This is a genomic window from Leisingera sp. ANG-M6 (assembly GCF_000813905.1).
In the GTDB taxonomy this organism is placed as follows: Bacteria; Pseudomonadota; Alphaproteobacteria; order Rhodobacterales; family Rhodobacteraceae; genus Leisingera.
Genome location: NZ_JWLG01000007.1, coordinates 146,594 through 166,498, shown reverse-complemented (window position 1 = coordinate 166,498; position 19,905 = coordinate 146,594). Strand labels below are relative to the sequence as shown.

Here is a 19,905-nt window from a genome sequence, read left to right as displayed (position 1 = left end):
GGGTGCTCGCCTCAGCCGGTGGCCAGCTTGGAGGCGTTCCACGACGCGCCCGGTGCGGGCATGTCCTTGATCTTGGCACTGACCCGGCTGCTGCCTTCCAGCGCGTCCAGATATTCGTCGGTGACGCCGGTGATGTAGTTGCCGTCAAAGCAGGAGCAGTCAAAGCCCTGGATGTCCGGGTTGCCTTCCTGCGCCGCCCAGATCAGATCTTCGAGTTTCTGGTAGAACAGCGCATCGGCACCCAGTTCCTCGCGGATTTCCTCGATGCTGAGGCCGTTTGCGATCAGCTCATGCTTGGTCGGCATGTCGATGCCATAGACATTCGGGTAAACCACCGGCGGCGAGGCGGAGGCGATATAGACCTTCTTGGCGCCGGCCTCGCGGCACATCTGCACGATCTTCTTGATGGTGTTGCCGCGCACGATGGAATCGTCGATCAGCAGCACGTTGCGGTCCTTGAACTCCAGCGGGATCGCGTTGAGCTTGCGGCGCACCGATTTCTGCCGCTCGGCCTGGCCCGGCATGATAAAGGTGCGGCCGACATAGCGGTTCTTCACCAGCCCCTCGCGGTAGCGGATGCCGGTGGAGTTGGCGACTTCCAGCGCCACGGGGCGTGCCGAATCAGGTACCGGGATGATGCTGTCGATTTCCAGCCCCGAGTCCTGAATTTGCTTGGCCAGCGCCTGGCCCATGCGCAGCTGGGTCTTGTAGACCGAGACGCCGTCCATCATCGAGTCCGGACGCGCCAGGTAGACATATTCAAAGATGCAGGGGGTCAGCTTGCCCTCGACCGCCTGGAATGTGTGCAGGTTGCCCTCTAGGTCGATCAGCACCGCCTCGCCGGCTTTCACGTCGCGGACCTTCTCAAAGCCGTTGATGCCGAACGCCACGTCCTCAGACGCGATGCAATAGTCGTCGCCGTCACCCTGCGCGGGGCGCTTGCCCAGCGACAGCGGCCGGATGCCGTGCGGATCGCGGAAGGCCAGCATGCCGACACCGGCAATCATGCACAGCACCGAATAGGCACCCTGCACCCGCTCCATGGTCATCTTCACGCCGGCAAAGATGTTGCGGATCGGCTCGGCATTGCCATTGACCTTGATCGCATCGGCAACCTTGTCGGCCAGAACGTTCAGCAGGATTTCCGAATCCGAGGTGGTGCGCAGATGGCGGCTGTATTTGCCGGTCACCTTCTCGCGCTGCTCGGCGGTGTTGGTGATATTGCCGTTGTGCACCAGATAGATGCCGTAAGGCGCGTTCACGAAGAACGGCTGGGCCTCTGCTGCGCTGAGGGAACCCGCCGTGGGGTAGCGCACGTGTCCCATGCCGACGCGTCCGGTCAGGGTTTCGGCATCCGACGGGCCGAACACATCCTTGACCAGCCCGTTTGCCTTGCGCTCGCGGAAGAATTCGCCGGTGTAGGTCACGATGCCCGAGGCGTCCTGGCCGCGGTGCTGCAGCATCAGAAGCCCGTCATATATCTCTGCAAAGACTTCTGTGTCCCGGCTTGCGATCCCCAAAATCCCGCACATTGGCTGGCTCCAATCCCGATTAGTCCGATGGCTGATGGAAGCGGCTTGGCCGGCAGTCTAGCGCATTTTCCCGCGCCCGCGCCATTCCGGAGACACCAAAGCAGCTTGCCGGCAAAACGTCCGGAGCCTGATGGCCGGTTGCAGCCCTGCTCCCCGGCGCCGCGCGCATCGGGTCAGGTCCACAAGGGCAGGCGGGCAGCGTCTGCAGCAGCGGCAAGGCGGTGTGGCTCCGAATCCGTTTCCTGTTCGCGCCCTCACATAGAGGCTTTCGCGGCCGCTGTCATCACAGGATCACAAATGGCGCGGCGGCTCGCCTTGAAGGCTGTTGCCAATGGGGAGTTGCGGCTGCCGGGTGAGCACCAGGCAATTCATCGCGCCGGATCAAAGGCGGGCGGCAACACGGCGGGAATACTGCTTGAATGGACCGGTTTCCCGAAGGACACTCAAGTCATGATTGCTTATGTCACAGTTGGCGCGGATGACATCGCGCGCGCGAAAGAGTTTTATTCGGCCATCCTGCCAGCCCTTGGCTACGCGCTGGAGGAGGGGCCTGCCGGGCTGAGCTACACGCTGCCAGCAAAGCCGGGCCGGCCCCCGGCCCAACCTGATTACTACGTCAAACCGCCCTTCGATGGGCGTCCGGCCTCAGCCGGCAACGGATCCATGGTCGCCTTTGAAGCCCGCAGTCAGAACCAGGTCCGCAAGCTTCACGCCGCCGCGCTTGCCGCTGGCGGCTCCGACGAGGGCCAGCCGGGCTTTCGCGCCTCCTATGGGCCTCGTTTCTATGTCGGCTATCTTCGCGACCCTCAAGGCAACAAGATCGCTTTGTTCTCCAGCAACCCGGACGAACCGGGACGGGACGGGTAGGGAAAATTCTTTCAAGTAGCATGTGCTGCGTGGACTAGACGGAGCATATGCGGCAGTTCCAGCCCCAATCCGAAACCAAAGAATAGGCCCGCACGATGGCGGGCCCGAGGGGGGAGGAATATCGTTGGGTGTGATCAGGCCGCGAGGATGCGGTCCAGAAGGTTGTCCAGCGGGCTGGGCAGGCGGGCGTCAATCTCGCCCATGCCGGTCTGCGACAGCGCGCGGCCGTCATCGCTGGCCAGCACCTGGCGGGTCTCGGTCAGCGACAGCTGGTGGAAGGCGGAGTCCTCAGCGGCGTCACCGGCGGGCAGCAGCATGCCGCTTTCGGCCCAGACCAGCTCTTCTTCTGCGAATTCGAAATGGATGCGGCCCAGGCGTTCCGGCGCGGCTGCGGTAATACCCTTGTAGCCGGCCAGGGCGATCAGCTTGGCGACGACAACCGGCAGGCCGAACAGGCGTTCCGCGGTGTCCATCTCCAGCGCCACTTTCTGGTCCGAAGGCAGCATCAGGTCGGTGTCATTGCCCAGGGCGCCAGCCGGGATGTGCATCAGGGTGGTCAGGCGCGGCACCGCGTGCTTCACCGCTTTCACTTCCTGGGCACCGCCGTCAAAGGTGAACACCATGTCGCCAGGCTTGACGTCGCGGGCCTGCTTGAAGCCCTCTTCGGTCTCCACCAGCGTATCAGGCAGGAAGCCGCCGCTGCGGATGCGGGCGCGCTTGGGCGCCGGCTTCACGGACTGCGGCAGGGGATTGGTCAGCAGCAGAACATCAACCGGCAGGTAGTCGGCGAAATCTGTGGTGTGATCCAGCTGCATTTTGGTGTCCCTTCTGAGCGTCTTCGTCCCGGCGTTTTGCCGTTGAAGCCATGTGGCCCCCGAATTGGGACCAAATTGGGGCAGGCTTGCGTCGCATTTCGGGATGACGCGATTTTTTGGGGACAAAAGCCGCTTTTTCAGGGGTATTGTTAACCTTTTCACGGTGCAGGCTGAGGATTTATTAAGGTTTGACGCAATTTTTGAGACGCGCTCAAACGGCCTCCGGAGCCCGATTCTCTTTGGTTAACAAAGTGTTAATGTGAATTTGCGGTGTTAACGGCTGAACCCGTCATCCTGTGGATAACTGTGTGAACGCATTGAAATTCAAGCAAAACGGGCGCCCCTTGGGCGCCCGCGTTTCTGCCTGATGGTGGTAATCCCTTGGAATTACTGGCCGCAAGTACCGATCAGCGCTTCATATTGCTCGGTCACCCAGCCCAGAGCCTGCTCCGGATTGCGCTCCTCGATCTTGCCGGTCATGCGCGCGAACACCTCGGCAGAGCGGCTTTCGTCAACAATGGTAAAGGACTGCCCGGTCATCACCACGTCATAGAGGAAGAAGGCAATCGCAATCAGAAGAATGCCGCGCAGCACGCCGAAGAAGAAGCCCGCGCCCTGGTCCAACCCGCCAAGCGCAGAGCGCTGCACCAGGGTGGAGAACAGCGGCGTGAAGAAGGAGACCACAATCAGCGCCAGTGCAAAGACTGCGGCAAAGGCGGCGATGATCGACAATTCGCAGCTGTCGGCGATGAATTCGCCCACCACCGGGATCTCTGCCATCAGCGGCTCGACCTGCGGCGCAAAGATGAAGGCCAGCACACCCGCGGCGATCCAGCCGGCAATCGCCATCGCCTCGCGCACGAAACCGCGCGAATAGGCCAGCAGCGCCGATACCACGATGACCAGGGCCACGACCCCGTCGATAATTGTGAAACCTTCCATGTCCCTCGCCCGTTTGCCTGCGATCTCAAATTTTTTGCATCTTTAACCGGCCCCGAAGAATTCGCCAACAAAACCTGCCAGATCGCCTGATTTTCGCAAATTCAGGCCGTTCACGGACACGGTTTTGCTGCCGCCGGGGGCAATCGCCGCCGTGAAACCAAGTTTTTGCGCCTCTTTCAACCTGTTTTCGGTCTGCGGCGCCGGGCGAAGGGCGCCGGATAGCGAAATTTCTCCGAAAACCACCGTATCGGCGGGCAGGGCGACGTCTTCCCGCGCACTCAGCAGCGCTGCCGCCACCGCAAGGTCGGCGGCGGGTTCGGAGATCTTCATGCCGCCTGCCACGTTCAGATAGACGTCCAGCCCGGCAAAGGGGATGCCGCAGCGCGCCTCCAGTACCGCCAGGATCATCGCCAGCCGCGATGAATCCCAGCCCACCACTGCACGGCGCGGCTGCGAATGCGGCGAGGGCGCAATCAGCGCCTGCATCTCTACCAGAACCGGCCGGGTTCCTTCGATCCCCGCAAAGACCACCGACCCGGGCGAGGGCTCGCCGCGTTCCGAAAGGAACAGGGCAGAGGGGTTGATCACCTCGCTGAGGCCGCTGCCGGTCATCTCGAAGACGCCGATTTCATCCGCCGGGCCAAAGCGGTTCTTGACCGCCCGCAGGATGCGGAACTGATGGCCGCGCTCACCCTCGAAATACAGCACCGTGTCGACCATATGCTCGACCACACGGGGGCCTGCGATCTGGCCCTCCTTGGTGACATGGCCAACCATGATAATGGAAATCCCGTGCCGCTTGGCAAAGGTTGTCAGCTCATGCGCGGCGGCGCGCACCTGGCTGACGGAGCCGGGCGCGCTGTCCACATGATCCGCCCACATGGTCTGGATGGAATCGATAATGGCCAGCTGCGGCCTTTCCGCCTCCAGCGTCGTGAGGATGTCGCGCAGGTTGGTTTCCGCCGCCAGCTGCACCGGCGCATCCGCCAGCCCCAGCCGCTGCGCCCTCATCCGCACCTGGGCCGACGCCTCCTCGCCGCTGACATAGACGGTTTTGACGCCGGCCTGGGCAAACCGCGCCGCGGCCTGCAGCAACAGGGTGGATTTGCCGATGCCCGGATCGCCGCCCACCAGAATGGCCGAGGCCGCAACAAGCCCGCCGCCCAGCACCCGGTCCAGCTCACCGACGCCGCAGCAGGCGCGCGGCGGCGGGGTTTCCCGGGTGGACAGATCGGTCAGCTGGATGGTGCGGCCGCGCTTGACGCCCAGCGACTTCTTGGCGGGGCCGGAGGACAGTCCCTGATCCTCGCTGATGGTGTTCCACTCGCCGCAGCCCTCGCAGCGGCCCGACCATTTCGAAAAGCTGGCCCCGCAGGCGGAGCAGGAGAAAGATGTTTTTGCCATGGCTCTGACCAGTGGCAGATGTTTCCCTTTTGTTCAAGAGGTGACGCGCGTGGCTCTGGCAGGATGCGAGGCGCTGCCTCGCGCTCCGGAGTATTTGCAACCAGAAAGAAGCGGTTTCTTTCTGGCCCACTATACACCGCGGGCAGCGCCCTTAGCGGAGCGTCAGTCGGCGCGCCGCGGCGGCTGGATCGGCACCACGCTGCCGCCTTCGGGGTCCGATCCGTCGGGCTGCCCCTGCAATTGCGCCGACAGTTCCGGCAGCAGTTCGAACAGCTCGCCGCGCAGCCGGCCCAGATGCGACTTGGCGATGCTTTCCTCGATCTCCACGTCGCGGGTCCACTGGCGCAGCTCATGCATGATGATCTGGGCATCCTCCAGCCGCGCCTTGAAGGTTTCCAGCTCCTCCTGCCGCTGTTTCAGGAACATGCGGGCGCGGGCCACTTTGGCATCGGAATAGGTCTCTGCCAGTTCACGGCTCACCTGGCTCATCTGCGCGGCTGTCTCCAGCACATCCGGCTCCAGCCCCTGCAGATCCGGGTGGTCGCGCAGAAACGCCAGCCGTTCCTTCACCGCGTCAAATTCGGAGGCCAGGGTGAACACCCCGGCACGGTCGCCCGCGTGGGCCAGCTGATAGGCCTGCTTGACGTCCTCCATATTCAGGGCAAAGCGCCGGTGCGAGTGCTCCAGCGCCAGGACCCGCCCGTTGGCGGGCAGAAAGAACACCAGCATCACCGCCAGTGCGGTCAGCGCGATCTGCGCCATCATGCCGGCCTGCGGGTGGATGTCCGCGCCGAGGCCCGCCTGCAGCGACAGCCAGGGCCATATGCCCAGAGCGGCCAGTACCGTGGCCGTCAGCGCCGCCGCGGCCCCCAGGCAGATCATCAGGAACGAAAGCCGCATCAAGGCGGTCTGTGCGGTGAACAGGATGGATTGAATGCCGGCCATGGGCCCCCTCCAGCAGATACACGTGCAGACGCGGGGCCGGCGGGGCAGGGGGAATGCCCGGTCAGGGCGCAGCGTGCCGGTCCCATCGAAATGGTTTCACTTATCCGGCTTTATGAAATGGAGCGGTTTGCCGCCGGATCAAGCGCTTACCCGGCTTGCTGCCCCTTGGCGGCACGCTCTGTCAGCAGCCCCAGCACGATCGAGGCCAGGATACAGGCGGTGAACATGTAAAGCCCCCAGGCGGTCTCGATGGTCGCCAGGCCAATGCCCTTGGCCAGGGTGATGTAAAGCGCGATCAGGAAGATATCGGCCATCGCCAGCTTGCCCAGCACATGCAGCACCTTCTGCACCCGCGCGTCCATCAGGTTCCACTGCACCAGCGCGGTGCCGATGGTCTTGAGGTAGGGGGCAAAGATCGCAAAGAAGGTGACGATCAGCGCCAGCACCGCGTCGCTGCCCCAAAGGCTTTGCAGGCCGGTGATCACCGAGATCTCGCTGAGGCCGAAGATCGGCAGCAGCCCCGCCCGCATCAGGGGCGCAAACCAGGCGACGGGGTAGAGGATCAGGAGCGACAGGGTGAGGAGGCGGAGGGTCATGGCGGCTCGTTTTATGCGGGTTTGCCAAGACTTGTGTGTTTTCCTACTGATTTGAAAGGGGGAAAACGGGAGCGGCCAACATCAGCCGGGCCGTTTGCGGCCCGGCCAGCGCCGTCCGCCCCCGTCAAACCGCAGGTTTGCCTCCGGCAAAACGGCGGGTGCTCCGCTTTCGCCCGCGGACGGACGCTGGCCTTGTGTTGGAAGCCGCTGGCGGGGAGTATTTGAGGAAGCAAAAGAGGCGCAGCGAATGGTCAGTCAGCGATCAGCGAGTTTCTTGAAAGCTGTTTTCGCATACAGTCCTCGTAGAATTAGACGCGGCGTAGCCAGCCACAGGCAAGGCGGCAATGAGGAGGATAACAAGCGCATCATTCCACTGCGGGCGCAGCCTGCTGTGAAATGCCTGAATGGCCCAGTCGAGCATTGTGCAGGTGAACAATAGCGTGAATACCAACGTATTCAGCCCTTGCGGAAGCAGAGGGTTGCCAAACGCGGGCGAAACCCAATGTGCCGCCAATAGACCTGCCCAGATAATTGCTGAGATGATCCCGACTACAATACGAGAAGAACTATGCCCCTTCAGCCGCTTAGCCAACAATGCGAACCCGGCGACAATTGGCAAGGCCAGCAAGATGTATGAGATTGTGACCGCGTATGGGTTTGGTCCGGCCTCGAGAAGTTCATAAAGCGGGATGCAGTCCTCAACCATGCCTCACCGCACTGCCTCGATCGGCCCCTCCGCGCGGCCATGGATGAATTGCTCCATGTAGGGATCGCCCGAGCTGTCCATCTCGCTCACAGGCCCGGTCCACTGGATCACCCCGCCGTGCAGCATCGCCACGTTATCGGCAATGGCGCGCACCGAGGTCATGTCGTGGGTAATAGTCATGGCTGTGGCGCCCATCTCCACCACGATCTCGCGGATCAGGTCGTTGATGACGCCCGACATGATCGGGTCGAGGCCGGTGGTCGGCTCATCGAAAAAGATGATCTCCGGCTCTGCTGCAATCGCGCGGGCGAGGCCCACGCGTTTCTGCATGCCGCCCGACAGTTCCGAGGGGAAGAGGTCGGCTACTGCGGCGCGCAGCCCCACCCGGCGCAGCTTCTCTATGGCGATTTCGCGGGCTTCCTCCTGCGGGCGTTTCAGCGCGCCGCGCAACAGGCGGAAGGCAACATTCTGCCAGACCGGCAAGCTGTCAAACAGCGCGCCGCCCTGGAACAGCATCCCGAAGCGTGCCAGGAACTTATCCCGGTCGCCCGATCCGGCAGGCTTGCCATCGACATAGATCTGGCCTGAGTCCGGCTGGATCAGCCCCAGAATGCTTTTCAGCGCCACCGATTTGCCGGTGCCGGAGCCGCCGATGATCACCATCGAGGTGCCCTTGGCGATTTCCAGGTTCATGCCGTTCAGCACGCGGTTGTCGCCAAAGGCCTTGTGGACGTTTTCCATGCGGATCATAGCGAGAAGAACACCCCTGTGAGGACAAAGTTGGCGGCCAGGATCAGGACGGCAGCGGATTCGACCGACCCCTTGGTGGCGCGGCCCACGCCTTGGGCGCCGCGGCCTGACTGCATGCCGTAGTAGCAGCCCATCATCGCCGCGATGGTGCCAAAGGCCGCGCCCTTGACCAGCGAGGAGATGATGTCGAGCGCTTCCAGGAAGTCGACCGTGTTCTTGAGGTAGGCCGCCGGGTTGAAGCCGAGGTTCTGCACCGCCACCGTGTAGCCGCCCATGATGCCGATGATGTCGCCGACACCGACCAGCACCGGCACCGTGATCAGCGCCGCCAGCACCCGCGGCGCCACCAGGTATTTCATCGGATGGGTGGAGAGCGTCACCAGCGCGTCGATCTGTTCGGTCACCTTCATAGTGGCGATCTCGGCGGCGATGGAGGAGGTCACCCGTGCTGCGATCATCAGCCCGACCAGTACCGGGCCAAGCTCGCGCACCATGCCGATGGCGACGATCTGCGGCACCACGGCCTCAGCATTGAAACGGGCGCCGCCCGCGTAAATCTGCAGCGCCAGCGCGCCGCCGGTGAAAATCGCGGTCAGGCCCACAACCGGCAGTGACAGCCAGCCGACGTTCAAGAGCGCCTGAAAGAACTCGCGCGGGTAATAGGGCGGGCGGATCATGTGGCTGAAGGCCGAAAGCGCAAACAGTGCCGCGCGGCCAACCGCCGACATCCCGGCCAAAGCGGTGCGGCCCAGCCGGGCCAGGAGTGCTATTGGATTCATCCCAGGTAAGTCCTCGCCGAACGGTGCCCCGAGGAGGTCAGGATCTCATAGCCGATGGTGCCCGCCGCGTCGGCCAGCATGTCCACGGTTTGACGCTCGTTGAGGATTGCCAGCATCTGGGGCACTTCGGCCAGGTCAGTCACATCCACGGTGATCAGATCCATCGAGACACGGCCGACAACGGGGCAGGGGGTTTCGCCGGCGTAAACATGAATGCCGCCTTTGCCCATCGCCCGGTGCAGCCCGTCGGCATAGCCGGCAGCGACGGTTGCGATGCGGCTGGGGCGCCGGGCGACCCAGGCATTGCCGTACCCGGCGCTTTCGCCCACTTCCATATCGCGCACCTGAATGACCGGCAGGTCCAGCTGAACCACCGGCACCGCGTCGGTGAACGGCAGCCCGCCATAAAGCCCGACACCGGGGCGGCAGAGGTCAAAGTGGTAGTCCTTGCCCAGCAGCATACCGCCGGTTGCGGCCAGCGAGCGCGGCACCTCCAGCCCGTCGGTCATCTCGCGGAAGGCTTTGAGCTGCTGCGCGTTCATCTCGTGCGAAGGCTCATCGGCGCAGGCCAGATGCGACATCAACAGCACCGGGTTCTGGCCCAGGGCGATCTCTGCCACCGCAGCCCATTCGCCATGCTCCATCCCCAGCCGGTTCATGCCGCTGTCCAGCTGCACGCCAAAGGGATGGCCCGGCAGCGTCTCGAAATGGCGCAGCATCTGATCCAGCGAGTTCAGCATCGGCGTCAGCTGGAAATCTTTGAGCAGCTTCGCATCGCCCTCCATGTGGCCAGAGAACACCGAGATGCCGGGACCCGGTCCCAGCGCACGGCGCAGCGCGCCGCCTTCCTCGGCTGCCGCCACAAAGAAGTTGCGGGCGCCCGCCTTGGCCAGCGCCTTGCCCACCCGGCCTGCATCCAGGCCGTACCCGTTCGCCTTCACCACGGCTGCAGTCTCGCAGCCCGTCAGCGCATCCAGATTCCGCCAGTTGGTGACCAGCGCATCCAGGTTGATTGTCAGTTTTGCCGTGCTCATGGCGTGTTCATGACATGGGAGGGGCGCACGTCAAGGGGGAAAACCGCAGGAAAGCGGCGAACCGGCAGCTGCATGCCGCAATCGCCGGATCACACGGCTGTGCGCCGCAGATTTCAGGCGGGCATCTGGTGGGTGGCGCAATGGATACCGCCGCCAAGCTCTGCCAGCAGATCGGTGTCCAGCATCACCAGCTCACGCCCGGGATAATGGCGGCGCAGCGCCTCCGCGGCCAGTGCATCGGTGCGTTTGTCGCCGCTTTCAGGCGCGATCAGCCCGCCGTTGCAGACGTAATAGTTCACGTAACTGCACTGGCTGTTCACGTCCCTGATCCGCCCGGCCTCGGGCCAGGGCAGGGTGTCCACCTGAAGGCCCGCCTCCAGCAAGCGCTGCTGCAACTGCCGGGCCGAGGCATCAAAGGGATCATCCGGCACAGGTGCCTCTGCCAGCATCATCAGCACGCGGCCCCCGCCGGTAAAGCGGGCCAGTCCGTCGATGTGGTCATCGGTCACATCCTGGCCCTTGACGCCCTTGCCCCAGATCATCCGGTCGGCGCCATAGGCGGCCAGCAGGGCCGTTTCAATTTCGCCGCGGCTCAGACCGGGATTGCGGTTCTTGTTCACCCAGCTGCTTTCGTTCGCCATCAACAGGCCATGGCCGTCCGCCTCCGCCCCGCCGGCCTCGCCCCTGATGCCGCTGTCAAACAGCGGCAAGCCCAACCGCTCCGCCACCCGTGCAGCGATGCGTTCGTCATTGGGCAGATGGTAGCGGCCCCAGCCGTTGAAATTCAGCTGCCGCACTGAAAGCTGCCCGCGCCCGTCGCGCGCGAACAGCGGCCCGGAGTCGCGGCACCACAGGTCGTCTGCCGGAATGTCCCACAGCTCCACATTGCTGGACAGCCTGCGCCGGGCGCGTGCGTGTTCCTCTGGCGCGGCCAGCATCACCACCGGCTCAAACGCCGCCACCGAATTGGCAATCCGCGCGATCTGCTTCTGCACCTGCTTGCGGTAGCGCCCGGTGCCGTAGACCTCAGTCGTCACCGGCCATTGCATGAATGTCAGCTGATGCGGCGCCTCTTCCGGCGGCACCCGGAACCCGTCCTGTGCCATACCCGGACCTCCCGCAATGGACAGCGCGCCGGCGCCCGCGGCACCGGCCATTGAACCGGCCAGAAACCGGCGGCGGTTAATAGCCGCCGTCCTCATGCCCCTGCTGCCAGGCCTTGGCGAGGTTGCCGAAGCGGGTGAACTGCGCCTCAAACGACAGCTCCACCGTGCCGATTGGACCGTGACGCTGCTTGCCGACGATGACCTCGGCCTTGGCGTGCAGCCGCTCCATCGCCTGCTTCCACTCTTCCATCTTTTCCAGCTCGTGGTCGCCGGGCTTTTCCCGTTCCTTGTAGTATTCCTCGCGGAACACGAACATCACCACGTCGGCGTCCTGTTCGATCGAGCCCGATTCCCGCAGGTCCGACAGCTGCGGGCGTTTGTCTTCGCGGTTTTCCACCTGACGCGACAGCTGCGACAGCGCGATCACCGGGATGTTCAATTCCTTGGCAATCGCCTTCATCCCCATCGAGATTTCGGCGATCTCGTTCACCCGGTTGTCCGACATGCCGCGGCACAGCTGCAGATAGTCGATCACCAGCAGGTCCAGCCCGTGGGTCCGCTTCAGGCGGCGGGCGCGCGCGGCCAGCTGCGAGATCGGGATCGCGGGCGTGTCATCAATGAACAGCGGGCAGCTTTCCAGATCCTTGGCCGCCTGCACAAAGCGGCGGAATTCGCTTTCGGTCATGTCGCCCTGGCGGATCTTGTGCGATGAGATCTCAGACGCTTCCGCCAGAATACGCCCGGCCAGCTGCTCGGCGCTCATCTCGAGGCTGAAGAACCCCACCACGCCGCCGTCCAGCGCGCCTTCCGATCCGTCGGGTTTCACCCCGCGTTTATAGGCCTTGGCAACGTTGAAGGCGATGTTGGTCGCCAGCGACGTTTTCCCCATAGAGGGGCGGCCTGCGAGGATAAGAAGGTCCGAGGGATGCAGGCCGCCAAGTTGCTTATCGAGGTCCATCAGGCCCGTCGAGATGCCGGCCATTCCGCCACCCCGCTGATACGCCTCGTTGGTCACATTGACCGCTTCTGTGACGGCCTTCAGGAATGACTTGAAACCACTTTCCGTCTGGCCCTGCTCGGCCAGCTGGTAAAGCGACTGCTCTGCCTCAACGATCTGCTCTTTAGGTTCTGATGCCACGTCAACGCGGCGCGCCTTTTCTGCAATCGACTGACCCAGGGCAATCAGCTCGCGCCGGATTGCCAGGTCGTAAATCATCTGCGCGTAATCCCGCACCGCAAAGGCAGAGATCGACGCGCCCGCAAGCTTGGCCAGATAGGCCGGCCCGCCCAGTTCCTTCAGCCCCTCGTGGTCCTCCAGAAACGCCTTCAGCGTCACTGGCGAGGCCAGCGCGTTCTTGGAGATCCGCGCAGCCGCAACCTCATAGATGCGGGCATGGACCGGGTCATAGAAATGCGACGAGTCGATGATCAGCGCGATCTTGTCATAGACCTCGTTGTTGGTCAGGATCGCGCCCAAGAGCTGCTGTTCCGCCTCCACCGAATGCGGCAGCTCGTTGTCCGGCATCGCCTGGTCCGCTTGCGCGGGGGCCGGCAGATGCTCCGGCATCGGGGCGGGGGGCGGCATATCGCCGTCGAAAGGGGTAATCTCGTTCATCACTGCTCTCGTCACTCGGCCCGCTTATACGGTGCCGCGCGGGGTTCTCCTATCTGGGAATCTCTGTGGATTCCCTGTGGATAAAGCCGCAGGGTTTGTGGGCCGTTTACCATAAAAGGCCAGTAAGCCTGTCCTATTCAGACTACATGATGCGGTGCCGCCTGGGAAGGCCCCAAGATCTGCGCTTCAACCTGCGCGGGAAGCGATTCGAGCCGGGCTTGTCCACAGCCCGGCCTGTAACGCTTTCCCTTGCGTAAGGCGATTGTCCGCCTGTACGGCATCCGGCCTCGGAATGCAGGGCAAACTGCCCGCCCACCGAAGCCGTTGATCTGCTTTACGCTTTATGGGCTTCCTGCCAGGCGCGCGGGTCTTTCAAGAACTTCTCCACTTCGGCCAGCGTCTCCTCGCTGAAGCTCTTCTGCGCCTTGGCTTCGGCCAGAACATCCCACCAGGTGCACAGGTAGTGCAGCTCAACACCGTGGTCGCCCAGGCGTTTGGTGGTTTCGGGGAAGATGTCGTAATAGAAAATCACCGCGGTATGGCCGCAGGAGGCGCCGGTTTCGCGGATCGCATCGACGAAGGACAGTTTGGAACCGCCGTCGGTGGTCATGTCCTCCACCAGCAGCACGCGCTGATCCTCGGTCATCACCCCTTCGATGCGGGCATTGCGGCCGTAGCCCTTGGGCTTTTTGCGGACATAGGTCATCGGCAGCGCCATGCGCTCGGCCACCAGCGCGCCAAAGGGGATGCCGGCGGTTTCGCCGCCCGCAATATTGTCAAACGCCTCGAACCCTGCGTTGCGCATCACGGTCACGGTGAGGAAATCCATCAGCGTGGTGCGGATGCGCGGAAAGGAGATCAGCTTGCGGCAGTCAATGTAGCTGGGCGAGGGCAGGCCGGAGGCCAGCGTGTAAGGCTCATCCGTATTGAAGTTCACCGCGCCGATTTCCAGCAGCATCCGGGCCGACAGGCGGGCGATTTCTTCACGGGAGGGGTAGGAGGTGGGGATCATGGTCGGGTCCTTTCAGGCGCCAGGAAAATTCGAATTTTCCTGGTGAATTTCTTCGAAGAAATTTACGGCTCAGCCGCCGGCGGTCCAGTAGACCGGGAAGCCCGGATCAAACACCGTAACCGGCCCGTCGCCGCTCTCGATCTTCTCCGGGAACTGAACCGGCGCATCCTGCTTGGTCAGCGTCAGCGTCTCGCCGCTCACCGGCAGGCCATAGAACGCCGGACCGTTTTCCGAGGCAAAGCCCGCCAGCTTGTCCAGCGCGCCCTCTTCCTCGAACACATGCGCCAGCAGGGACATGGTGTTGGTGGCGGTGAAACAGCCGGCGCAGCCGCAGGCGCTTTCCTTGTTGGGGTCGGTGTGCGGCGCCGAGTCGGTGCCCAGGAAATAACGCGCATCGCCAGATGTAGCAGCGGCGCGCAGCGCCAGCCGGTGCTCCTCGCGCTTGGCCACCGGCAGGCAGTAGTAATGCGGCTTGATGCCGCCCACCAGGATGTGGTTGCGGTTGATGATCAGGTGGTGCGTGGTGATCGTCGCGCCCAGGTCCTTGTCCTGGCTTGCCACGTAGTCCGCAGCGTTCTTGGTGGTGATATGCTCCATCACCACGCGCAGGCCGGGGGTGGAGGTGCGGATCGGGTCCAGCACCCGGTCGATGAACACCGCTTCGCGGTCAAAGATGTCGATGTCGTGGTCAGTCACTTCGCCGTGGGTGCACAGCGGCAGGCCGATCTCGGCCATCTTCTCCAGCACCGCGCGGACGTTGTCGAAATTGGTCACGCCGGAGGCCGAATTGGTGGTCGCGCCCGCCGGATAGAGCTTCACCGCCTTCACCAGCCCGCTGGCATGGGCCGCGGCGACATCCGCCGGGTCGGTGTCCTCGGTCAGGTACAGCGTCATCAGCGGCTCAAACGCCATTCCCTCCGGCAGTGCCGCCAGAATGCGGTCGCGGTAGGCCGCGGCCTGCGCCCCGGTCACCACCGGCGGCACCAGATTCGGCATGATGATCGCGCGGCCGAAATGGCGGGCGGTTTCGGGCAGCACGGCCTGCAGCATGGCGCCGTCGCGCAGGTGCAGGTGCCAGTCATCGGGGCGGGGGATGGTCAGCGTCTGGGTCATGCGCGTGCGTTAGCACATGGCGGCGGGGAAACAAAGCGGCTGAATGCGCCCGCCCGCCGCCCGCTCAGCGTTTTTCCGGGATCCTGAATTCACCGCTCTCGGCGCGCTTCTTCATCTCTTCCAGGCGGCGGCGGAACCGCGGTGCCCGCATCCGCTCCGTCACATTGCGGCACAGCAGCGCCATCAGCACCCCGCGGTCCTCCCGTTCCAGCCGCCCCAGGAGGTTGCGCAGGAAGAAGGAGTTGTTGCGGCGGCTTCTGAACAGCTTGTAGAAAGCGGCGTCCGTCAGCTTGCCGCTGCCCGCCAGCGACAGGATGTGATAAAGCATCTCCATCTCGATCAGCCGGGTCTGCACCGCGCCGCCCATATTGGTGGCCCGCAGCCGGGTCACGTTCTTGCGGGCAAACAGCGCTGCGTGCATCGCGTCCAGCCGCTCATAAGGGTCATAGATCACAAAGGCCTGGCCCGCCGCATCCAGCATGTCCGGCGCATAGCCGTAGCGGTCGGTGAAGGACAGCCGCCGGTTCTCGGTGAAACGGTCGTCCCATTCGGTCATCCGCGGATCCAGCGTCGCCTGCGGCTGAACCGCCACCACGGTGGCACCGGGCGAAGCCACCGAATAGGCCGCCGCCGCATAGCCGCAGGGGCCTGCGCCGTAGAAGATCACATTGTCGAATTCATCAAAGAACCCGTCGTCGATCAGCTGGTCGAAAAAGCCGTAAATGCGCCCCTCGCGGAACCAGGTGTCGCCGTCAGAGACCACGCACATATGCGACCAGCCCAGGTTCTTCACCAGATCAAAGCCCAAGGGCTGCGCCTGATCCGACAGGTTGTGGATGCCCTGCATGGTCTCAAACGTCACCAGAAGGGTGTTGCCCTGGTCGATGAAGGTGGCGAAATGCTTGTCGCCCAGCGGCTGATACATGCCATGCTCTTCCGCCAGCGCCGCCATCCGGGCCTTCCATTGCGGCGGTTTCAGACCGGAGAGGTCCTCATCCAGATTTTCGAGTCCGTCCTGCATTACAGCCACCTTTGATACCCCCGGTACGCCTAACGGCGGATTTGTTAATTTACGGTTAGGTGACAAATAAGGCTAAAATTGGAAAAACTAGGGCCGCTTTGCTGTCTGGGACCGGGCTATCGGCGGGCATTTGCCCGCTTGCCTGGCCCGTAACTGCGACCTCAATCCTGCAGTTTTCCGCTTTCCGCCGCCAGCCCCAGCATCGCAAAGCGGCGCATCTCCGCGCCCTCCGCCGCCGTCAGCACCCGCGCAGGCGGTGTCATCAGCAGGCGGGCAAACAGCGCCCGGTTTTCCTCCGCCAGCATCAGTTCCTTGAACCGGGCCTTGCGCCAGGTCACCGCAGCGCCGTGCAACCGGGCCAGGTCCGCGTCTGCCATCAGCTCCGCCTGCAGTGCCGCGCGTGCGGGCGCATAACGGGCAATCGAGTGGTCTTCACAGGCCGCATAGTTGCGCTCCACCCAGTAATCCATGCCCAGCCGCGCCTGCCGGTTCACCCGGCCGCGGTCCGCCTTCAGCACATAACTCTCCATCGCACCCAAAGGGTAATGGTTCAGCTGCGCCAGGCGGTAATTCGGCTGGCCGTAATCGGAAAACAGCCGCTTGGTCTTGAAGTCCCCGCCCAGCTCGCGCCCTTCGCAATCGAACCAGCGGTAACGCTCCAGCCGCGCCTTGTCGCGGATGCTGCGGGGCCGGTGCACACCGCATTTCCCATAAGTGCCGTTGTTGCGGTACAGCGTCTTGAACATCACCGCCCGCCAGGGCCAGTGGATCACCTCGGGTGCGCAGCACGTGAACTGCTCCGTCACCGGTCGGTCCTCGAACTGCACCACACCACCATTGCCGAACAGCCGCCACGTGAGGGTGATGGCATCCGCATCCGGCAGCGCCGCCAGCAGGTCCGCCACCGTGCCATCGCCGGTCTTGATGCAGGGAAACTCGTCAATATCCGCGACCAGCACCCAATCCGCGGCTTTCATCAGCGGATGCTTGTCGGCCACCTTCAGCGCGGTGAATTGAATACCCTCGCTGCCATATGGCCCGTCGTTGCGCACATGCGCCAGCTGCCCCATTGCCTCCAGACGGTCCAGCATGTGATCCGTGCCGTCCTGGCAATCGTTGGAAAACACCAGGAAATCGGTGAAGCCGGCGGCGCGGTAATGGGCAAGCCATTCCAGCAGAAACGCACTCTCGTTGCGCACGCAAAGGACCGCGAGCACCCGCATCGTCACACCCGCCCGCAGCGCAGCACTGCAGGTTGAAACCGCATGTAAGGGGTCTTGCTCATGCCTCAGCCTTCTTTGCTTTGCCGCCAGTCTTACCCGAAGGCGGCAGCGATACAAACCTTTGCGTGCCACTGCAGGGCCGCAGCGTCGCGGCCAGCCGCCGCTTGACCGATGCGCCCGCCCATGGCCTGTTGGGCGGGGTTAGGGGAGGCTCCACATGCAGGCACAATCCATCGAACAGGTGCAAGAGCTGCTGTCGCAGCAGGGCTACGTTTGCGGCCGGGCGCTGGCCACCGTGGTCTTCCTGTCGCTGAAACTGGGCCGCCCGCTGTTCCTGGAGGGTGAGGCCGGCACCGGCAAGACCGAGATCGCCAAGGCGCTGGCCGCCAGCCTCGGCCGCCGTCTGATCCGCCTGCAATGCTACGAAGGTCTGGATGCCGCCAGCGCCGTCTATGAATGGAACTTCGCCGCCCAGATGGTCGCCATCCGCACCGCCGAGGCCGCTGGCAGCGCCGACCGCGCGGCGCTGCAGAATGAACTCTTCTCGCAGGACTACCTGATCGAACGTCCGCTGTTGCAGGCGATGCGCCCGGACGAACACGGCGCCCCCGTCCTGCTGATCGACGAGCTGGACCGCACCGACGAACCGTTTGAGGCCTTCCTTCTGGAGGCGCTCAGCGACTTCCAGGTGACCATTCCCGAACTTGGCACCATCCAGGCGCCGGAGCCGCCGATCGTCATCCTCACCTCCAACCGCACGCGAGAGGTGCACGACGCGCTGAAGCGCCGCTGCCTCTACCACTGGGTGGATTACCCCGATTTCCAGCGTGAACTCGACATCCTGCACGCCCGCGCGCCCCAGGCCAGCGTACAGCTCAGCCGCGAGATCGTCGCCTTCGTGCAGTCCTTGCGCACCGAGGATCTGTTCAAGAAACCGGGCGTTGCGGAAACCATCGACTGGGCCAACTGCCTCTTGGCGCTCGATGTCATCGCCCTCAGCCCCGAGGTGATCGCCGACACCTTGGGTGCCATCCTGAAATACCAGGACGACATCGCCCGCCTGCAGGGCTCCGAGGCCAAGCGCATCCTTGATGAGGCCAAGGCCAGCCTGGACGCTGCCTGATGCTTCATCTTTCTGGAAATACTCCGGGGGTATGGGGGCAGCGCCCCCATGAGCGCTAGTGCCTGACTATCCCCCGCTCACCCTGCCGGACGACCCCAAGCTGCTCCGCAACATCACCCATTTCGCCCGCGCCCTGCGCAAGGCCGGGCTGCCCGTTGGCCCGGGCCGGGTGCTGGATGCGGTGCGCGCGGTGGCGGCTGCGGGCTTCACCAGCCGCCAGGACTTCTACTGGGCCTTGCACGCCTGTTTCGTCACCAAGCCGGAACAGCGGGTGGTGTTTGCCCAGGTCTTCCGCCTGTTCTGGCGCGATCCGCGGTATCTGGAGCAGATGATGGCCGCCATGCTGCCCGCCATCCGCGGCGTGCAGGAGGAGCGGCCCGCAAAACCTGCGGAGAAACGCGCGGCAGAGGCGCTGCTGGACGGCATGCTGGAGCAGCCGGACCTCCCGGAAGCGGAGCAGGAAGGCACCGAGATCGAGATCGACGCCTCCCGCACCATGTCGGCGGAGGAACGCCTCAGGACGCTGGACTTCGAACAGATGAGCACGGCTGAGATTGCCGCCGCCAAGCGCATTCTGGCGCAGCTGAAATTGCCGGTGACGCCGATCCAGTCCCGCCGCCTGATGGCCGCGCCGCGCGGGCAGCGGGCCGACTGGCGCCGCACCTTACGCAATGCGGCGCGGCAGGGCGGCGATCTGCAGCAGATCGCCCGCGCCAAGCGCCGCATCCGCTGGCCCAATCTGGTGGTGCTCTGCGACATCTCCGGCTCGATGAGCCAGTACAGCCGCATCATTCTGCATTTCCTGCACGCCGCGGCAAACGCCCGGGGAACTTCTGGTGGGCAGGGCTGGGCACGGGTGCATGGCTTCACCTTCGGCACCCGCCTGACCAACATCACCCGTCATCTGGCGCAGCGTGATGTGGACGCGGCGCTGGCCGCAGCGGGGGCAGAGGCGCAGGACTGGGAGGGCGGCACCCGCATCGGCGATTGCCTGCATGCCTTCAACCGCGACTGGTCGCGGCGCGTCATGGGGCAGGGCGCAGTGGTGCTGCTGATCACCGACGGGCTGGACCGCGGCGATGCGGAAGGCCTTTCACGCGAAATGCAGCGCCTGCAGCTGTCGTCGCGCCGCCTGATCTGGCTGAACCCTTTGCTGCGCTGGGACGGCTTTGCCCCCAAGGCGCAGGGCATCCGTGCGATGCTGCCCTACACGGACAGTTTCCGCGCCGGCCATTCCATCGCCTCGCTGCAGGATCTGGCGCAGGTGATCTCCAGCCCCTCTGATGCGGGTGAAAAGGCGCGGCTGATGGGGATGCTCTGAG

The 19,905-nt window shown here is 64.0% G+C and carries 19 protein-coding genes; 3 read left to right on the top strand and 16 right to left on the bottom strand.

Annotated features, from left to right (window positions below):
- Nucleotides 1-11: 11 nt before the first annotated feature.
- Nucleotides 12-1,532 carry an amidophosphoribosyltransferase gene (purF, locus tag RA24_RS05175; protein WP_039190296.1) on the bottom strand — a complete coding sequence of 507 codons (1,521 nt, stop codon included), beginning with the start codon at nucleotides 1,530-1,532 and terminating at the stop codon, nucleotides 12-14.
- Between the two features lie 450 nt (nucleotides 1,533-1,982).
- Here purF and RA24_RS05170 point away from each other — a divergent pair, with 450 nt between their 5' ends.
- Entirely contained in the window at nucleotides 1,983-2,399 is a 417-nt protein-coding gene (locus tag RA24_RS05170; protein ID WP_039171194.1) for a VOC family protein, read from the top strand.
- Between the two features lie 134 nt (nucleotides 2,400-2,533).
- On the opposite strand, the gene RA24_RS05165 is transcribed toward RA24_RS05170, so the two are convergent.
- The 15 genes from RA24_RS05165 to RA24_RS05095 form a co-directional block, all read right to left on the bottom strand.
- Entirely contained in the window at nucleotides 2,534-3,214 is a 681-nt protein-coding gene (locus tag RA24_RS05165; protein WP_019295941.1) for a Hint domain-containing protein, read from the bottom strand.
- A 387-nt stretch (nucleotides 3,215-3,601) separates the two neighbouring features.
- Nucleotides 3,602-4,156: a CvpA family protein gene (locus RA24_RS05160; RefSeq protein WP_019295940.1), complete on the bottom strand. Its 555-nt coding sequence runs from the start codon at nucleotides 4,154-4,156 to the stop codon at nucleotides 3,602-3,604.
- Nucleotides 4,157-4,198: 42 nt separating this feature from the next.
- Nucleotides 4,199-5,560, bottom strand: coding sequence for a DNA repair protein RadA (radA, locus tag RA24_RS05155; protein WP_019295939.1), 1,362 nt, complete (start codon nucleotides 5,558-5,560; stop codon nucleotides 4,199-4,201).
- A 162-nt stretch (nucleotides 5,561-5,722) separates the two neighbouring features.
- Nucleotides 5,723-6,505: a hypothetical protein gene (locus RA24_RS05150; protein WP_019295938.1), complete on the bottom strand. Its 783-nt coding sequence runs from the start codon at nucleotides 6,503-6,505 to the stop codon at nucleotides 5,723-5,725.
- Nucleotides 6,506-6,651: 146 nt separating this feature from the next.
- The gene (locus RA24_RS05145; protein ID WP_039190294.1) at nucleotides 6,652-7,101 is read right to left on the bottom strand and encodes a paraquat-inducible protein A; all 450 of its coding nucleotides are present in this window, start codon (nucleotides 7,099-7,101) and stop codon (nucleotides 6,652-6,654) included.
- A gap of 262 nt (nucleotides 7,102-7,363) precedes the next feature.
- Entirely contained in the window at nucleotides 7,364-7,807 is a 444-nt protein-coding gene (locus RA24_RS05140; protein ID WP_039190292.1) for a hypothetical protein, read from the bottom strand.
- Nucleotides 7,808-7,810: 3 nt separating this feature from the next.
- Nucleotides 7,811-8,557, bottom strand: coding sequence for an ABC transporter ATP-binding protein (locus tag RA24_RS05135; RefSeq protein WP_039145466.1), 747 nt, complete (start codon nucleotides 8,555-8,557; stop codon nucleotides 7,811-7,813).
- Entirely contained in the window at nucleotides 8,554-9,336 is a 783-nt protein-coding gene (locus RA24_RS05130) for an MlaE family ABC transporter permease (protein WP_019295934.1), read from the bottom strand. Before RA24_RS05130 ends, RA24_RS05135 begins: the two co-directional genes overlap by 4 nt.
- On the bottom strand, nucleotides 9,333-10,370 hold the full coding sequence (gene alr, locus RA24_RS05125) for an alanine racemase (RefSeq protein ID WP_039190291.1): 1,038 nt from the start codon (nucleotides 10,368-10,370) through the stop codon (nucleotides 9,333-9,335). The genes RA24_RS05130 and alr overlap by 4 nt, the downstream gene beginning before the upstream one ends.
- Before the next feature lie 113 nt (nucleotides 10,371-10,483).
- On the bottom strand, nucleotides 10,484-11,476 hold the full coding sequence (locus RA24_RS05120; protein ID WP_241480905.1) for an agmatine deiminase family protein: 993 nt from the start codon (nucleotides 11,474-11,476) through the stop codon (nucleotides 10,484-10,486).
- A gap of 76 nt (nucleotides 11,477-11,552) precedes the next feature.
- Nucleotides 11,553-13,091 carry a replicative DNA helicase gene (locus RA24_RS05115; RefSeq protein WP_019295931.1) on the bottom strand — a complete coding sequence of 513 codons (1,539 nt, stop codon included), beginning with the start codon at nucleotides 13,089-13,091 and terminating at the stop codon, nucleotides 11,553-11,555.
- A gap of 334 nt (nucleotides 13,092-13,425) precedes the next feature.
- Nucleotides 13,426-14,103, bottom strand: coding sequence for an orotate phosphoribosyltransferase (locus tag RA24_RS05110; RefSeq protein WP_019295930.1), 678 nt, complete (start codon nucleotides 14,101-14,103; stop codon nucleotides 13,426-13,428).
- 69 nt (nucleotides 14,104-14,172) lie between these two features.
- On the bottom strand, nucleotides 14,173-15,216 hold the full coding sequence (gene pyrC, locus RA24_RS05105; protein WP_039145473.1) for a dihydroorotase: 1,044 nt from the start codon (nucleotides 15,214-15,216) through the stop codon (nucleotides 14,173-14,175).
- A gap of 64 nt (nucleotides 15,217-15,280) precedes the next feature.
- Entirely contained in the window at nucleotides 15,281-16,237 is a 957-nt protein-coding gene (locus RA24_RS05100) for a hypothetical protein (RefSeq protein WP_039190289.1), read from the bottom strand.
- Between the two features lie 161 nt (nucleotides 16,238-16,398).
- Complete coding sequence (locus tag RA24_RS05095) at nucleotides 16,399-17,460, bottom strand: glycosyltransferase family 2 protein (RefSeq protein ID WP_082020323.1); 1,062 nt, start codon at nucleotides 17,458-17,460, stop codon at nucleotides 16,399-16,401.
- 217 nt (nucleotides 17,461-17,677) lie between these two features.
- Here RA24_RS05095 and RA24_RS05090 point away from each other — a divergent pair, with 217 nt between their 5' ends.
- Both RA24_RS05090 and RA24_RS05085 read left to right on the top strand, forming a co-directional pair.
- Nucleotides 17,678-18,583 carry an AAA family ATPase gene (locus RA24_RS05090; protein WP_039190287.1) on the top strand — a complete coding sequence of 302 codons (906 nt, stop codon included), beginning with the start codon at nucleotides 17,678-17,680 and terminating at the stop codon, nucleotides 18,581-18,583.
- 58 nt (nucleotides 18,584-18,641) lie between these two features.
- On the top strand, nucleotides 18,642-19,904 hold the full coding sequence (locus RA24_RS05085; RefSeq protein WP_039190286.1) for a vWA domain-containing protein: 1,263 nt from the start codon (nucleotides 18,642-18,644) through the stop codon (nucleotides 19,902-19,904).
- Nucleotide 19,905: the final 1 nt, after the last annotated feature.

What these genes read in the sequence shown, in the direction of transcription:
- RA24_RS05135 (WP_039145466.1), bottom strand. Translation starts at nt 8,557, where the DNA reads ATGATCCGCATGGAAAACGTCCACAAGGCCTTTGGCGACAACCGCGTG.
- pyrC (WP_039145473.1), bottom strand. Translation starts at nt 15,216, where the DNA reads ATGACCCAGACGCTGACCATCCCCCGCCCCGATGACTGGCACCTGCAC.
- RA24_RS05100 (WP_039190289.1), bottom strand. Translation starts at nt 16,237, where the DNA reads ATGCAGGACGGACTCGAAAATCTGGATGAGGACCTCTCCGGTCTGAAA.
- alr (WP_039190291.1), bottom strand. Translation starts at nt 10,370, where the DNA reads ATGAGCACGGCAAAACTGACAATCAACCTGGATGCGCTGGTCACCAAC.
- RA24_RS05170 (WP_039171194.1), top strand. Translation starts at nt 1,983, where the DNA reads ATGATTGCTTATGTCACAGTTGGCGCGGATGACATCGCGCGCGCGAAA.
- RA24_RS05115 (WP_019295931.1), bottom strand. Translation starts at nt 13,091, where the DNA reads ATGAACGAGATTACCCCTTTCGACGGCGATATGCCGCCCCCCGCCCCG.
- RA24_RS05165 (WP_019295941.1), bottom strand. Translation starts at nt 3,214, where the DNA reads ATGCAGCTGGATCACACCACAGATTTCGCCGACTACCTGCCGGTTGAT.
- RA24_RS05110 (WP_019295930.1), bottom strand. Translation starts at nt 14,103, where the DNA reads ATGATCCCCACCTCCTACCCCTCCCGTGAAGAAATCGCCCGCCTGTCG.
- RA24_RS05150 (WP_019295938.1), bottom strand. Translation starts at nt 6,505, where the DNA reads ATGGCCGGCATTCAATCCATCCTGTTCACCGCACAGACCGCCTTGATG.
- RA24_RS05140 (WP_039190292.1), bottom strand. Translation starts at nt 7,807, where the DNA reads ATGGTTGAGGACTGCATCCCGCTTTATGAACTTCTCGAGGCCGGACCA.
- RA24_RS05160 (WP_019295940.1), bottom strand. Translation starts at nt 4,156, where the DNA reads ATGGAAGGTTTCACAATTATCGACGGGGTCGTGGCCCTGGTCATCGTG.
- radA (WP_019295939.1), bottom strand. Translation starts at nt 5,560, where the DNA reads ATGGCAAAAACATCTTTCTCCTGCTCCGCCTGCGGGGCCAGCTTTTCG.
- RA24_RS05120 (WP_241480905.1), bottom strand. Translation starts at nt 11,476, where the DNA reads ATGGCACAGGACGGGTTCCGGGTGCCGCCGGAAGAGGCGCCGCATCAG.
- RA24_RS05130 (WP_019295934.1), bottom strand. Translation starts at nt 9,336, where the DNA reads ATGAATCCAATAGCACTCCTGGCCCGGCTGGGCCGCACCGCTTTGGCC.
- RA24_RS05090 (WP_039190287.1), top strand. Translation starts at nt 17,678, where the DNA reads ATGCAGGCACAATCCATCGAACAGGTGCAAGAGCTGCTGTCGCAGCAG.
- RA24_RS05095 (WP_082020323.1), bottom strand. Translation starts at nt 17,460, where the DNA reads ATGCGGGTGCTCGCGGTCCTTTGCGTGCGCAACGAGAGTGCGTTTCTG.
- purF (WP_039190296.1), bottom strand. Translation starts at nt 1,532, where the DNA reads ATGTGCGGGATTTTGGGGATCGCAAGCCGGGACACAGAAGTCTTTGCA.
- RA24_RS05145 (WP_039190294.1), bottom strand. Translation starts at nt 7,101, where the DNA reads ATGACCCTCCGCCTCCTCACCCTGTCGCTCCTGATCCTCTACCCCGTC.